We start from the raw sequence: 14,098 nt of genomic DNA on the forward strand, positions 1-14,098 counted from the left end.
AAGAGCGTTATCTGCTCTCATATCCCGTGGCGTTCGCCTCGGCCAACACGCTCATCAATTCGTCATGAATATGCCCGTTTGTCGCGACAAAATGGCGCACGCCCAAATGATACGGCTTTCCTACCGTATCCGTCACGCGCCCGCCCGATTCCGCAACGAGCAGCGCGCCGGCTGCTACATCCCACGCATTCAAGTTCAACTCCCAGAAGCCGCTCAATCGGCCCGCGGCCACATAGGCAAGCTGGAGCGCCGCCGATCCGGAAGCGCGAATGTTGCGGACGCGCGGGGCAAGCGCGCCGATTCCCGCCAAATTTAAAGGCAGCATATTCTCCCGGTCTGTGGGAAAACCGCTGGAGATGAGACTTTCTTGCAGCGTCGATTCCCCCGACACTTTCATCGGCACGCCGTGAACGTACGCCCCTTTCCCCTTCTCGGCGACGAACAATTCGTCGCGCGACGGGTCGTAGACGACGCCGACGATCACTTCGCCTTGATGGGCAAGCGCAATCGACACCGAATAATACGGATATCCGTGCACGTAGTTGGTCGTCCCGTCGATCGGATCGACGATCCATAAATATTCCGCATCGCTCGCCTCTTGAAGCGCTTTAACGGAAGCCGCCGCTCCGATGCCCGAGCCCTCCTCTCCCAGGAAGGAATGGTTCGGGAAATGCGTCGCAATCAAATTGCGGATCATCTTTTCCGCCCCTTTATCCACTTCCGTAACCAAGTCATGCGAAGAATATTTTATATCTAATTGTTGATATGTTCCGAGTTTGCTTTTGATCCATTCCCCCGCTTTGGCCGCACAATTGATCGCTACGGCCGTAAAACTTTTACTGGTAACGACATACGGTTGCTCTTTCGGCTGGTTCAAGATTTTCACTCTACTTTCTATCGATTCTTTTCTCCCTTAAATATACGTTGCTGGGGTAGCGAAGTTTCGCCCTAATTCCGAGATGAAACCAAATCAAGCGGACGTCATCCCGCCGATAATCATGCGTACGGCCAATACGAGCAGCGTAATCCGCAACAGCCACAGCAAGCCTTTGCCGCTCATTCGCCCCGCAATATACGCGCCGATTCTGCCGCCGATGTAAGCGCTTGGCGCGAGGACGGCCACCGGCAGCCAATCGATCTCGCCATAATAGGCATGCATCCCGCTGCCGAGAATGGAGGACAAGAAGATGACGAACATCGACGTTGCCGTAGCGACATGCGGCGGATAACGAAACAATAACACCATGAGCGGAACGAATAAAGAGCCGCCCCCGATTCCGAACAATCCGGAAATGAAGCCCACCGCAAAACCGATCAATAAAACGGGGATCCAATGATAGCCGTATGTCGTAACGTTCCCGTCGCTGTCCGTATAGGTTCGTTCCGTTCTCCACGCGATCGAACGCGGCTTCATTTTTTCTTTCACTATCATTAGAATCGCCATGAAAAGCATAAAAAAACCGAACACAAGCTGAAATAATTGATCTTGCAGTTTTCCCGTCAAAGCGGCGCCGATCATCGAAGCCGGACCGCTCGTCGCGAAAAACAGCCAGCTGCTTCGAAAATCGACAAGTTTCTTTTTGGAGTAAGAAATTGTGGAAGATAATGCCGTGAAAATCAGCACCGCCAACGAAGTCCCGACCGCCGTGGCAGTCGATATCTCCTCGCCCATAAGCGACGGACCGAAGTAAATAAGCGCAGGCACAATGATAATGCCTCCGCCGAGGCCTACGATCGCGCCGAACGTGGATGAAACAAGACCGATGATAACAAGAACGATAATGGTAACGATGAGCATATGGCTCTCTTCCGCCTTCTTTCTGCCAAAAAGTTGCAAATGAAAGAAAAAGTCCGTTTCAATACGAGCCTTCGGGCCAACGCATAGAAACGAACTCCCTGATATGCAATGCTACACGCCGACGATATGATAGCCGTTGTCGACATAGATGACTTCGCCGGTGATGCCGCGGGAAAGATGGCTCATCAGGAACATCGCTGTGTCTCCCACTTCCGCCGTTTCCGTCGTTCGGCGCAGCGGCGCCTTCTGCTCCACTTCGTGCAGGATGGAGTTGAAGTCTTTAATCCCTTTGGCCGCAAGAGTGCGGATCGGACCTGCCGATATCGCGTTGACGCGAATGTTCGCAGGACCCAAATCGTTCGCAAGATAGCGAACGGAAGCTTCTAATGCGGCTTTCGCCACGCCCATGACGTTGTAGTTGCGCAGCACGCGCTCGGCGCCGAGATAGGTCATCGTCATGATGCTGCCGCCCTCCGTCATCAGCGGATGAAGCCGCTGAGCCACCGCGGTCAGCGAATAAGCGCTAATATCGTGCGCCAAGGCGAATCCGTCGCGGGAAGTGTTGACGTACTGTCCTTCCAATTCTTCCGTTTTGGCAAACGCGATGCTGTGCACGACGCCGTGAAGCACGCCGAAATGCTCCTTCAACTGCGCCGCCAGCGCGTCGATTTCCTCGTCAACGGTCACGTTGCAAGGGAGTATGATCGAATTCGGAATCGTGTCCGCCAGTTTGCGCACACGTTCCTGTACCCGTTCGCTCTCATATGTAAATGCTAATCTGGCTCCTTGGGCTGCCAATGATTGCGCAATCGCCCATGCGATGCTGCGATCGTTCGCAACTCCCATGATGACGATATTTTTGCCGTTCAATAATTGACTCATTCCAATATCCTCCTCTCGCCGCATGATAGCGGCTCTTTGTAAAAAGTACCCTATTTCCGGTTGAATTTCAAGTAAAAACCATCAAACCGACAGCCTGTCCGTTTTCGCCGCAAACGAAGCCGCGCCCCTCGCGCTTGCCTATTGCCCGTTAAGCCGATCCGCCGCTAGCGCCAATCACTGCGCTTGCGCCAAGCACTAGGCCGTTTATTTGCCTTCCTGCTCTCCGAAAAACATTTCATACGCCAAATCGGTCTGAATTCGCGACTCCTCGTCGGTCAGCTTGCGCACCAATTCCATCTCTACTTCGGTCACTTCCTGGCCTTGAAAATTGATTTCGGCGATCGAAGCGACGATTTTGACGATAGCGATGGCTCGATTGTCCGGCGTATAAGCGATCACTTTCTGCCCCGTCGGATAAACGCGAAATCCGTTCTTGACCATTTTGCCGCGGCCGTATTCCAGCAATTCGTACAGTTCCTGCTCCGATTTAAACTTGCAGACCGAATTAAATTCCGTTTGAAATCCCATCGGAACCCCTCCTTAAACGTCGTTAAGATTCGATTTATTGCTCCATCTATTGGCAAGCATCTACTCTCCCGGTGTAACGTTGGTCATCAATTTGGCCTCGTCCCCGAACAATAATTGCTGTTTATCGTTATGCCGCTCGAAAGCAAGCGAGATGAGGGTATCGAGCAATTCCCGGTACGATACGCCGGATTCGCGCCATAGAAGAGGATACATGCTGAACGGGGTAAATCCCGGCATCGTATTCACTTCGTTGATTAACGGGCGGCCGTCCGATTTGCGGACGAAGAAGTCGACCCGCGCCAATCCCGAACCGTCGATCGCCTGAAAAGCGCGCACCGCCATTTCTCGAATTTCTTCCATTAATTCGGGGGAAATCTCGGCCGGTATCGTCATAACGGATTTGCCGTCGGTATACTTGGCCTTATAATCGTAAAAATCGTTGGAAGACATAATCTCGCCGGGAACGGACGCTTTCGGCTCGTCGTTGCCGAGCACGCTTACTTCGATTTCACGCGCTTCGACATACTCTTCGACGATGACTTTCCGGTCGTAACGGAGCGCCGTTTCCACCGCCGCAATCAACTGCTCGCGGTTGCGCGCTTTGCTGATGCCGACGCTTGATCCGAGATTGGCCGGCTTCACGAAGCACGGATAGCCGAGCGATACTTCGATCTCCATAATATGATAGGAAGAATCCTTCTCCCACTCTTTCCGGGTAAAATAACGGTACATGCATTGCGGCAAGTCCGCCTGGGCGAACACTTTCTTCATGATCACCTTATCCATGCCGACGGCCGATGCCAGGACGCCCGCCCCGACATAAGGGATATTGGCGATTTCGAACAGCCCTTGAATGGTTCCGTCCTCCCCGAACGTTCCGTGCAGCAGCGGAAACATGACGTCAAGCATCCTGTCATTGCCTTGCAAAGGCTTCTCCTGCGGAGCGCTCAGTCCGGACAATATCGGCAGGAGCGCCGCTTCCCGCGCATTCCCGTCCTCTGCCGGCCCGAACTGCAGAAATTCCAAATCATCCGGCGGGGACATCAGCTGCGGCCCTGTGCGCCATTCCCCTTCTTTCGTTATATAAAACGGCACGATATCGTATTTGCCGTAATCGAATGCTTTCATCACCGCAAGCGCCGTCGATAAGGACACCTCATGCTCGCCTGATTTGCCTCCGTAGATGAGACCTACGCGTATCTTCCCCTTGTCTCCCATGACAACCTCCGCAATGCGTAATTATTTGATATCGAATTTGTCAAAACTGATCTGCAATATGAAAAAAACGGTATTTCGTTTGATCCGTCCAAGCGTAGGAATCGCGGTAATCCCAATATCGATGCCGGCTGCTGGTCGTTCGCGCGTTCACTAGCGGCATGCCCCCCGCGTCGAACGCGGTTACGATGACGCTATGCTGATAGTGGCCGTTGCCGTCCCAATCATAGAGGATGACGTCGCCAAGCTGCAGCTCTTCCGGGCCGCTTACGGCTTCCGCGCGCAAATGGGTTCGGCTTGTGCTGAGATACGCTTGCAAGCTGTTCGAGACCGCCCAGCTAAAGCTCCATTCTTCGCGCCCGTTGATCCGGCCTTTATACCACCAGCCCGATTCCCTTCTACCAGTATAGTAGATTGGGGCCCCGCCTGCAAAGAGACATTGTGAAACAAAATTGGTGCAATCGACTTCAAACGTAAGAAAATCCGGATTCGGCTCGTTCCACCATTGGTCCGCATATTGCACGGCCCGCTGCCGGTAATAAGGTATAGCCCGGGACGATTTGGCAAAACCTAATACATCCATATTTAAATAAGGCACGGACTGGGCTTTTAGGGGTTCTTCCTGCAGTTCGGCTGCGGCCGGTTCGGCAATCGACGGAGCGTGAACCATCACGGGATGCCTCTCCGGCACGGCCGTTTCGACCCGGGTGACGAGCCAGGCTTGCCCGTCGCGGCTTAACGTGAGGCGTTCCCGTTCCAATCGTTCCTCCATATGGGTTATATTACGTTTCTCATAATACCGCCGGATATGAAATTCAAGATCGACGACAACCTCCCCGTCCCCTTCCCTCGTCCGCAGCAGCTTCGTGCGCGTTTCGCTGCGCAGCGGCACCGATGCCCGCTCCCTGTACCATCTCTCAAGCAATTGCATCCGTTCGCTTTTGCGCATCACATGATCCAGGTCGGTGACGATCGGGTTTACTGCTTGCGGCCGATAATCGACCTCCGAGCGATTGTATTGATTAACGTACATATATAATGTGTTTTTCCATTCCCGCTGCATCGCTCCCCCTCCTTCTAGACAAGCTAAAAACGACTTTGTTCAATATATGAAATATATGAAAGAAGAGGCGTTTCCATGAACAAAAAATAGCCGGGCGCAGCTACTCCCATTAACCGATTGCCTTTCCGCAAAAAAATCTTTACCCCTCCGAGGAAAGACGCTATAATAAAAGTAGTTATTATTTTGAAATCGAGTTTCATCTAGTGAAACAAAAACGATTCCAAAGCAAAACCATGATACAGAAGGAGGCGCATCAACATGTCTAAGAAAGACCACTTCTCCGCGGCAAAGGAACTGCAGGTCGGCGGCAAATCGTACCGCTACTACAGTCTGCAAAGCCTCGAAGAACAAGGATTAGGCAACATTTCCAAACTTCCGTTCTCCATTAAAGTGTTATTGGAAGCGGCGGTTCGTCAATTCGACGGCAGAGCGATTACGAACGAGCATGTGAAACAGATCGCCGGCTGGGCGGAAGGCCGCGACGATAACAAAGAAATTCCGTTTATTCCCGCACGCATCGTGCTGCAGGACTTCACCGGCGTGCCGGTTGTCGTAGACCTGGCGGCAATGCGCGATACGGTCAAAAAAGCGGGCGGCGACCCGAAACAAATCAACCCGCTCGTACCGGTCGACCTCGTCATCGACCACTCGGTCATGGTTGACGCGTTCGGTTCCAAGGAAGCGCTGGAATACAATATGAACGTTGAGTTCGAGCGCAACGAAGAGCGTTATCGTTTTCTCCGCTGGGCGCAAACGGCGTTCAACAATTTCCGCGCCGTTCCTCCGGCGACGGGAATCGTGCACCAAGTAAACTTGGAATACCTCGCATCGGTCGCCGCGACGAAATCGGTTGACGGCGTGACGGAAGTATATCCGGATTCGCTCGTCGGCACGGACTCGCATACGACGATGATCAACGGCCTTGGCGTCGTAGGTTGGGGCGTCGGCGGCATCGAGGCGGAAGCCGGCATGCTCGGGCAGCCGCTCTATTTCGTGACGCCGGAAGTCATCGGCTTCAAATTGACGGGCCGCCTGGCCGAAGGCTCGACGGCAACCGACCTTGCCCTGACCGTAACGGAATTGCTGCGCAAGAAAGGCGTCGTCGGCAAATTCGTAGAATTTTACGGCCCTGGCCTCAGCAATATCAGCTTGGCGGACCGCGCAACGGTTGCCAATATGGCTCCGGAATACGGCGCGACGATCGGGTTCTTCCCGGTCGACAGCGAGACGTTGAACTATTTGCGCAGCACGGGCCGCTCCGAAGAGCAAATCGCGCTTGTAGAGCAATATTACAAAGCGCAGAACATGTTCCGTACGGACGATACGCCGGACCCTGTCTTCACCGACGTCATCGAGCTTGATCTCGGATCGATCGTACCGAGCCTCGCCGGTCCGAAACGTCCGCAAGACCGCGTGGAATTGACGGCGATGAAAGAATCGTTCAACAGCATCATCCGTACCCCGATCGATAAGGGCGGATACGGCTTAAGCGAAGACAACATCGCGCAAACGGTCGAAGTGAAGCATCCGAACGGCGAAACGAGCCGCCTTGGCACCGGCGCCGTCGTCATCGCAGCGATTACGAGCTGCACCAATACGTCCAACCCAAGCGTTATGCTTGGCGCAGGCTTGGTGGCGAAAAAGGCGGTCGAGCGCGGTTTGAAAAAACCGGGATACGTCAAAAGCAGCTTGACGCCGGGATCGCTCGTCGTTACCGAATACTTGATCAAAGCCGGCCTGCTCGAGCCGCTCGAAGCGCTCGGTTTCCACGTGGCCGGATACGGCTGCGCGACTTGCATCGGCAACTCCGGTCCGTTGCCGGATGAAGTCGGCCAAGCGATCGCCGACAACGATATGACGGTTGCTGCCGTTCTGTCCGGCAACCGGAACTTCGAAGGCCGCGTTCACGCGCAGGTGAAAGCGAACTATCTCGCCTCGCCTCCGCTCGTCGTCGCTTACGCGCTTGCGGGAACGGTCAATATCGACCTTGCCAACGAGCCGATCGGCTACGATCAGAACGACCAACCGGTCTTCTTGAAAGATATTTGGCCGACTTCGCAAGAGATTCAAGAAGCGATTCAAACGGCCGTAAGCCCGGATATGTTCCGCGCGAAGTACGAAAACGTGTTTACGCAAAACGAACGATGGAACCAAATCGATGTGCCGCAAGGCGAGTTGTACGAATGGGATGCGAAGTCGACGTACATTCAAAATCCGCCGTTCTTCGAAAACTTGGGCACGAACTTGAACGATATTCAAGAAATTCGCAACGCCAAAGTATTGGCCTTGCTCGGCGATTCGGTTACGACCGACCATATCTCGCCTGCAGGCAACATTAAAGTCGACAGCCCGGCCGGTTCGTATTTGATCGAGCATGGCGTGAAGAGACAGGACTTCAACTCCTACGGCTCCCGCCGCGGCAACCATGAAGTCATGATGCGCGGAACATTCGCGAATATCCGGATCCGCAACCAAGTGGCTCCGGGTACGGAAGGCGGCGTAACGACCTATCTGCCTGCCGATGAAGTGATGTCGATTTACGACGCTTCGATGAAATATCAAGATCGGAACACCGATCTTGTCGTTATCGCCGGCAAAGAGTACGGAACGGGCAGCTCGCGCGACTGGGCGGCGAAAGGAACGTTCTTGCTCGGCATCAAAGCGGTTATCGCCGAAAGCTTCGAGCGTATTCACCGCAGCAACCTGGTCGGCATGGGCGTACTGCCGCTGCAATTCCAGGACGGCCAAAGCTGGAAATCGCTCGGCATTACCGGCCGCGAAACGTTCGATATTCTCGGTTTGAACAACGACGTACAGCCTGGTCAAACGTTGAAAGTCATCGCTACCCGCGAAGACGGCAGCAGCTTCGAGTTCAACGTAACTGCGCGGCTTGACAGCATGGTCGACGTGGATTACTACCATAACGGCGGCATTCTGCAAACCGTGTTGCGCCAAATGATCGCACAATAACGCATAATACCCGGGGGGTGATCAGCCTCCCGGGTTTTGTTTTGTCCGCCCTCCGCAAACGATGAAGCTATCCGCTTATCCGGCGCGTTTTCACGGCTCCAAAACAGGATCTCGGACACAGGAGACGCTAATTGTGACAAAAGGCCCGATTTGGGACAGTTTGCGGACATACGATCCTTTATTCGCGGTAAAAGCGTAAAAATAAGCCCTTCAACGAAGGAATAACGGAACCAGTGTCCGCCTAAACAGCGAATATGCGGTTTTGACGCGAAATAACGGCCCTGCGGTCCGGATACCAATTTCCCGATGCAACGTTAGTCGCAAAACGAGAAAAACAAACTTGCATGGCCGGATTTTTGCAACTGCTGTAGAAGAGGGCGAGCGATCCCATACTCCAAGAAAAAAGGCCGCCCGTTTCCGCGGACGACCCTCTCCCCTTATTTCAACAGAGCATCGATCGAGTACGCTCCTGCGCCGGTCAGCGCAATGCCGACAGCGACAACGAGCAGGACGAGATCGTATTCGAAACCGCCTTGCGTGATCCACAAGCCTTTCGCGCCGTTCGACTTGAAAATCGCCCCCAGCATGACGATGACGATCAACGCCGAACCGACCGGAAGCCATAACCCCGCTCCAAACAGCAAGCCTCCCACTAATTCCGCAAGCCCGACGAACACCACCATCGGTACGCCCGGCTTGATGCCGATCGATTCGAACCAGCCCGCCGTCCCTTTCACGCCGTATCCGCCAAACCATCCGAACAATTTTTGCGTCCCATGACCGATAAACAACAGACCGATTACTACCCGAACAATCAACAAACCTATATCCGCCATCTTGACCATCCTTTCATCTATTTTACTTTAATTTAATATGTTACTTACTTTTTATAATATACTTAATCAACTCACTTATGTCAAGTAACTATTAATATGAATATTTTGAGAATGGAAATTTAGAACAGCCAAGTATACTAATATAATTAAAGTAACTTATAATAAGTTGATATTCACTTACTTTTTTTACTCTACTATGATAAAATAAAAAACAAGATGTAAAATCGTTGCTTCGAAAAGTCCCGAAAGGTGTGATTGGAAATGGATTACTCAAAAATGTGCCCGAAATACGAATCTGCCATGGATGTGCTCGGCAAGAAATGGACAGGTTTAATCGTGCGTGTGCTGCTTGACGGACCGAAGCGTTTCAAAGACATTAAACATCAAATCCCGGAAATGAGCGATAAAATGTTGACGGACCGCATTAAAGAGCTGGAAGCAGGCGGAATTCTTCAACGGAACGTCTACCCCGAGACTCCCGTTCGGATCGAATACGAATTAACCGAGAAAGGGCAAGCCTTGGAGCCGATTATCGAGAAAATTCAAGCATGGGGCGATAAATGGATGTAACAGCGCCTACAACAAAAAGCCGGTGCAGCTCGAACAAATCGAGCGCATCGGCTTTTCTTATCGTTTGACAGCTATTTCGTTCCGTTGAACGTTTTTAACCCTTTTTTATTATTTTTTAAGCGTTCCGGCTCAACATTTTGCCCATCCGGTCCGCCGCTTCGATCACGATCGGGGCATGCTGCCGCAATGTCTCGAGAGACAGCCTGTTTACCGGTCCGGATACGGATAACGCGCCGTACAATCGGCCCGAACGGTCGAAGATCGGCGTCGAGACGGCGGCGGCCCCCGTTTCGCGCTCCTCGATGCTTGTGGCATAGCCTGCCGACCGGATGCCGGACAATTGCTCCGTATAGTGGTCCCTCTCCGCGGCCGATGTCCATGGGAATTCGTCGATAAGTTCCTGCCGCTCCTCCGGCTCCGCGAAAGCGACCAACACTTTGCTCGACGCGCCGACGTTCAAAGGCAGCCTTACCCCTACCGGCGCAACGCGGCGTATCGCCTGATTGCTCTGTACGGCTTGAATGCGGATCCGTTCTTTGCCGTCCCGCAAATATAAACTGACCGTTTCGCCCAGCAGATCGCGCAGCCGCTCCATCTCAGGCAGCAGCAGCACCGCGGGATCGCCGGCTTGCGACAAGCCCGCCGACAGTTCCCAAATGCGAAAACCGAGCCGGTATTTGTCCGTCGCCCCGTCGCGAATGACGAATCCTTTCTCCTCCAGCGTCGTCAGCAGGCGATGCGCCGTACTTTTATGCAATCCGATCTTGCCGGAGATTTCCGTTAGGCTCAAATCTTTGCCCGACGTAAAGCACATTAATATATCCAAAGCCCGTTCGACCGCACGAACCGTTAGCTTACGATCCTCCATCGGCGATACCTCCGTTTCCCATCTATAAGATCGGGTAAAATTCCAAATTCACTCTATGCAAATAGTTTCATAGAATGAAACCTCGTTACGTACAGTATAACCTAATTTCGAATCCCGCGTAAAGTGCGAAGACCAAATAACCGGCTTGCCGCAGCGAAATATTGCACCAATTTTTCTATATTACAAGTAGATTACAAACACCTTACAATTCGACAATTTCCGTTGACCGGGACGTTGGAGCATCATACTATAGTACTACTATCATCTGCAGCGCTTTCAAATGAACGCAGTTTAGCGAACCATCATCATAGAATCGGGGGAAACGGTTATGAGCACATCGACATTGACAAACGTACCGCTGCAAGGCAATCTCCTCGGCAATTTGCCTGTTGTCGCCAAACGCAGAAAGCCTTTGAAACATTTGCTTGTCGCTCTGCTTCTATCGATGTTGTTTTTCATCATCTTCTGTTTTATGGCGCTGCACGGATTTATCGTTCTGCTGCTCTCCAATCCGCACACCGCTGCGATCGTCTCGAATCCTTATCAGGAAAAAGGCCTGCAGTATGAAAATATCGTTTTTCCCGCTATCGATCATAGCACCGATTTGAACGGATGGTATATTCCTGCGGATCAATCGAAACGAACCATTGTATTCAGCCACGGATACGGCACGAACCGCGAGGAACCGTGGGTCAAAGTCTACGATCTGGCCCAATTCGCCCATCGCTTGAATTACAACGTCATCCTGTTCGATTACGGCTTCGCTTCCGCTACGCATAAAACGGCGGCCACCGGCGGCAAGACGGAAAGCCGGCAATTGCTCGGCGCCGTTCATTACGCGAAGCAGCGAGGAGCCGAGCAAGTTCTCGTATGGGGCTTCTCCATGGGCGCCGGCACTGCGCTGCAAGCCGCCCTGCAAACGGACGAGATCGACGCGATGATATTGGACAGCATGTTCTTGCCCGAACCGGATACGATCTATCATAACATTGAGCAATATATCGATTTGCCCCGCGACCTTTCGATAACGATGCTGCGCTTGTTTTTCCCGTTGCTCAGCGGAACCGGACTGCAGCAAATTCCTTACGAGCAAGTGAAACATACCGACTACCCGATGCCGATTTTGTTCATTCACAGCACGAGAGACGATAAGGCGCCGTACACGATCGCCGAGCAAATCGCCGCCAATCAAACGAATCCTTCCTCCGGCGTATGGATTGCCGAGGATGCGCTGCATGAAATGATTTTCCAGCAAAACGCCCGGCAATATTTGAGCAGAACGGCCAGCTTCTTGAGCAGCATCCATTAACGCACTTCGAATAAGCGGCTCCGCGATCTCATTCGCGTGCGCGCATAAGAAACGACATGGATTAGGACATAGGACATGGACCTCCTTGAATATAGTAGTAAGTAGAAACGTTACGTAGAGGAGGTTCGTGCCTATGCTGCAAGTATATGGCGCATTGATGCCCGTGCGCTTGCTGGAAGAGATCCGGTTTTGGAAGACGCAGGAAAAAGAGCATACATCCGTCATTACCGCCATTATCCCTAATCTGGAACAACCGTTTGTGAACCTGATGCGCGAGTGGGAAAACGTGTTCGACAAAACCGAACAAGCTGCGCAAGCCTATCTTGACGCCGCCCTACAGGCGCCCGCACAGATCGGCCCGCAGTTTAAAGCGCAAATCAACGATCTGCTGCGCGTTTCCTGCGAGCAATCGAATCGATTTATCGCCCACCTGCGACATATCGAGCGCACCAGCCAGGCGGTCAAACAAGTCCCTCTCGCTCCGACGGTATTGGAACATATTATCCGGGAATCGGAATACTTCTTGAACGTGCTGCAGACGCTCACTCATCTCGACGCCAGGGAAGGCGATCTGCGCGGCGAGCGGCAGGAAGACGGCATGCCTTGGAACGAACGGGCGCCGGAGGAGAGCAGAGCCGACAACAACCCTTCTTCATCCCAAGACGAACCGGGCGGAAATGAGGCAACGGGGGACGGGGCGCCGGTCAATGAGGTGGAACGCGGCGATTTGCTCAGCTGGACGGACGCCTTGGATATGAACGGCAAGCCGGTACCGATCGGCGGACATCAATTGCCGCCTTTGCCGTATCCGTATAACGCCTTGGAGCCGTATATCGATGAAGCGACGATGCGCATCCACCACGACAAGCATCACAAAAGCTATGTCGACGGACTGAACAAAGCCGAACGGGCGCTGCTGGAAGCGAGAAGGAGCGGCAACTTCGATCTGATTAAACATTGGGAAGGCGAGCTGGCTTTCCATGGGGCGGGGCATTATTTACATACGATCTTCTGGAATGTGATGAGCCCGAAAGGCGGCGGCACGCCATCCGGGCCTTTGGCTGCGCAAATCAAGCAGGATTTCGGCAGCTACGAACAGTTCAAGGCGCAATTTACCGAAGCGGCCGATAAGACCGAGGGCGGAGGATGGGCGATCCTCGTCTGGAGCCCGCGCAGTTGGCGCTTGGAAATTTTGCAAGCCGAAAAACATCAGAACCGGACGCAATGGGACGTCATCCCGCTGCTTCCGCTCGATGTATGGGAGCACTCTTATTACTTGAAGCATCAGAACAACCGGGCCGCCTATATTCAAGACTGGTGGAACGTCGTCTACTGGCCGTACGTTGCCGACCGGTTCAGCAAAGCCAAGAAACTGAAGTGGATTCCGTATTGATAAGTAAGGAATCTAAGGCAAAAGGGACGGCGCGCCGCACCGTCCCTAACTGTTTCATTGCTTGATCAACGATAAAAATTCGGCGCGGAGCGCGGAGTCTTCGCGGAAACGGCCGCGAATTCCGGACGTAACCGTTTTGCTGCCCGGTTTCTTCACGCCGCGGGCGCACATGCATAAATGCTCTCCTTCCACCACAACCATAACGCCGTGCGGCTGAAGCACTTCCTCCATCGTATCCGCAATTTGCGATGTAATCCGTTCCTGCACCTGGAGGCGGCGCGTAACCGCTTCGACCAATCGCGCCAATTTGCTCAAACCGGCTATTTTCCCGCTCGGAATATATCCGATATGCACTTTGCCGAAGAACGGCGCCGTATGATGCTCGCACTGGCTGTAATATACGATGTCCTTGACGATAACGAGTTCTTCATGCTGTTCGTCGAACGTGACGCCGAGCACTTCGCGCGGATCGACGCTGTATCCTGCGTAAATCTCCTCGTACATTCTGGCTACGCGTTCCGGGGTTTCCAACAAACCTTCACGATCCGGGTTCTCGCCGATCAACCGCAAAATTTCCCTCACGTGATATTCGATTTGTTCATGATTTTCCGCTGCGTGCAAGTTTTTGTAATCTTTAACTCCTGCCACTGGCTCCCCTCCTAACAA

At 53.0% G+C, this 14,098-nt stretch carries 13 protein-coding genes; 4 read left to right on the forward strand and 9 right to left on the reverse strand.

All coding sequences use genetic code 11. The features are described from left to right. Positions 1 to 7: 7 nt before the first annotated feature. The 6 genes from LQ229_RS06595 to LQ229_RS06620 all read right to left on the reverse strand — a co-directional run bounded on the left by LQ229_RS06595 (position 8) and on the right by LQ229_RS06620 (position 5,486). The gene (locus tag LQ229_RS06595) at positions 8 to 877 is read right to left on the reverse strand and encodes an inositol monophosphatase family protein (protein WP_230191230.1); all 870 of its coding nucleotides are present in this window, start codon (positions 875 to 877) and stop codon (positions 8 to 10) included. A gap of 93 nt (positions 878 to 970) precedes the next feature. After that, positions 971 to 1,798, reverse strand: coding sequence for a sulfite exporter TauE/SafE family protein (locus tag LQ229_RS06600; RefSeq protein WP_216539027.1), 828 nt, complete (start codon positions 1,796 to 1,798; stop codon positions 971 to 973). 111 nt (positions 1,799 to 1,909) lie between these two features. Then, positions 1,910 to 2,680 (reverse strand): enoyl-ACP reductase FabI, encoded by a 771-nt coding sequence (fabI, locus tag LQ229_RS06605; protein WP_216539028.1) that lies wholly within the window; start codon positions 2,678 to 2,680, stop codon positions 1,910 to 1,912. 204 nt (positions 2,681 to 2,884) lie between these two features. Then, positions 2,885 to 3,208, reverse strand: a complete 324-nt coding sequence (locus LQ229_RS06610) for a hypothetical protein (RefSeq protein ID WP_216539029.1) — start codon at positions 3,206 to 3,208, stop codon at positions 2,885 to 2,887. A gap of 60 nt (positions 3,209 to 3,268) precedes the next feature. Then, a complete protein-coding gene (locus LQ229_RS06615; protein WP_230191231.1) occupies positions 3,269 to 4,426 on the reverse strand; it encodes a D-alanine--D-alanine ligase in 1,158 nt (385 codons plus the stop codon). Between the two features lie 40 nt (positions 4,427 to 4,466). Beyond that, entirely contained in the window at positions 4,467 to 5,486 is a 1,020-nt protein-coding gene (locus tag LQ229_RS06620) for an amidase domain-containing protein (protein WP_230191232.1), read from the reverse strand. Positions 5,487 to 5,744: 258 nt separating this feature from the next. Between LQ229_RS06620 and acnA the strand changes: the two genes are divergently transcribed. Further along, on the forward strand, positions 5,745 to 8,456 hold the full coding sequence (gene acnA / locus LQ229_RS06625; RefSeq protein ID WP_216539032.1) for an aconitate hydratase AcnA: 2,712 nt from the start codon (positions 5,745 to 5,747) through the stop codon (positions 8,454 to 8,456). Between the two features lie 437 nt (positions 8,457 to 8,893). Here the strand turns inward: acnA and LQ229_RS06630 are convergent, their stop codons facing one another. Continuing rightward, entirely contained in the window at positions 8,894 to 9,292 is a 399-nt protein-coding gene (locus LQ229_RS06630; RefSeq protein WP_216539033.1) for a DoxX family protein, read from the reverse strand. A 261-nt stretch (positions 9,293 to 9,553) separates the two neighbouring features. Between LQ229_RS06630 and LQ229_RS06635 the strand changes: the two genes are divergently transcribed. Next, entirely contained in the window at positions 9,554 to 9,862 is a 309-nt protein-coding gene (locus tag LQ229_RS06635; RefSeq protein ID WP_216539034.1) for a helix-turn-helix domain-containing protein, read from the forward strand. Between the two features lie 115 nt (positions 9,863 to 9,977). Here LQ229_RS06635 and LQ229_RS06640 read toward each other — a convergent pair whose 3' ends face one another. Further along, on the reverse strand, positions 9,978 to 10,730 hold the full coding sequence (locus LQ229_RS06640; protein WP_216539035.1) for an IclR family transcriptional regulator: 753 nt from the start codon (positions 10,728 to 10,730) through the stop codon (positions 9,978 to 9,980). Between the two features lie 328 nt (positions 10,731 to 11,058). On the opposite strand from LQ229_RS06640, the gene LQ229_RS06645 reads away from it, so the two are divergent. Beyond that, positions 11,059 to 12,039, forward strand: a complete 981-nt coding sequence (locus tag LQ229_RS06645; RefSeq protein WP_230191233.1) for an alpha/beta fold hydrolase — start codon at positions 11,059 to 11,061, stop codon at positions 12,037 to 12,039. A gap of 133 nt (positions 12,040 to 12,172) precedes the next feature. Beyond that, complete coding sequence (locus tag LQ229_RS06650; protein ID WP_230191234.1) at positions 12,173 to 13,432, forward strand: Fe-Mn family superoxide dismutase; 1,260 nt, start codon at positions 12,173 to 12,175, stop codon at positions 13,430 to 13,432. Between the two features lie 54 nt (positions 13,433 to 13,486). Here the strand turns inward: LQ229_RS06650 and folE are convergent, their stop codons facing one another. Beyond that, positions 13,487 to 14,080, reverse strand: coding sequence for a GTP cyclohydrolase I FolE (folE, locus tag LQ229_RS06655; protein ID WP_216539038.1), 594 nt, complete (start codon positions 14,078 to 14,080; stop codon positions 13,487 to 13,489). Positions 14,081 to 14,098 lie beyond the last annotated feature (18 nt).

The organism is Paenibacillus sp. CECT 9249, assembly GCF_918697855.1.
Lineage (GTDB): Bacteria > Bacillota > Bacilli > Paenibacillales > Paenibacillaceae > MSJ-34.

Bases quoted from the DNA above. Each gene is read 5' to 3' on its own strand.
- LQ229_RS06600 (WP_216539027.1), bottom strand. From the start codon at position 1,798: ATGCTCATCGTTACCATTATCGTTCTTGTTATCATCGGTCTTGTTTCA.
- fabI (WP_216539028.1), bottom strand. From the start codon at position 2,680: ATGAGTCAATTATTGAACGGCAAAAATATCGTCATCATGGGAGTTGCG.
- LQ229_RS06610 (WP_216539029.1), bottom strand. From the start codon at position 3,208: ATGGGATTTCAAACGGAATTTAATTCGGTCTGCAAGTTTAAATCGGAG.
- LQ229_RS06615 (WP_230191231.1), bottom strand. From the start codon at position 4,426: ATGGGAGACAAGGGGAAGATACGCGTAGGTCTCATCTACGGAGGCAAA.
- LQ229_RS06620 (WP_230191232.1), bottom strand. From the start codon at position 5,486: ATGCAGCGGGAATGGAAAAACACATTATATATGTACGTTAATCAATAC.
- acnA (WP_216539032.1), top strand. From the start codon at position 5,745: ATGTCTAAGAAAGACCACTTCTCCGCGGCAAAGGAACTGCAGGTCGGC.
- LQ229_RS06630 (WP_216539033.1), bottom strand. From the start codon at position 9,292: ATGGCGGATATAGGTTTGTTGATTGTTCGGGTAGTAATCGGTCTGTTG.
- LQ229_RS06635 (WP_216539034.1), top strand. From the start codon at position 9,554: ATGGATTACTCAAAAATGTGCCCGAAATACGAATCTGCCATGGATGTG.
- LQ229_RS06640 (WP_216539035.1), bottom strand. From the start codon at position 10,730: ATGGAGGATCGTAAGCTAACGGTTCGTGCGGTCGAACGGGCTTTGGAT.
- LQ229_RS06645 (WP_230191233.1), top strand. From the start codon at position 11,059: ATGAGCACATCGACATTGACAAACGTACCGCTGCAAGGCAATCTCCTC.
- LQ229_RS06650 (WP_230191234.1), top strand. From the start codon at position 12,173: ATGCTGCAAGTATATGGCGCATTGATGCCCGTGCGCTTGCTGGAAGAG.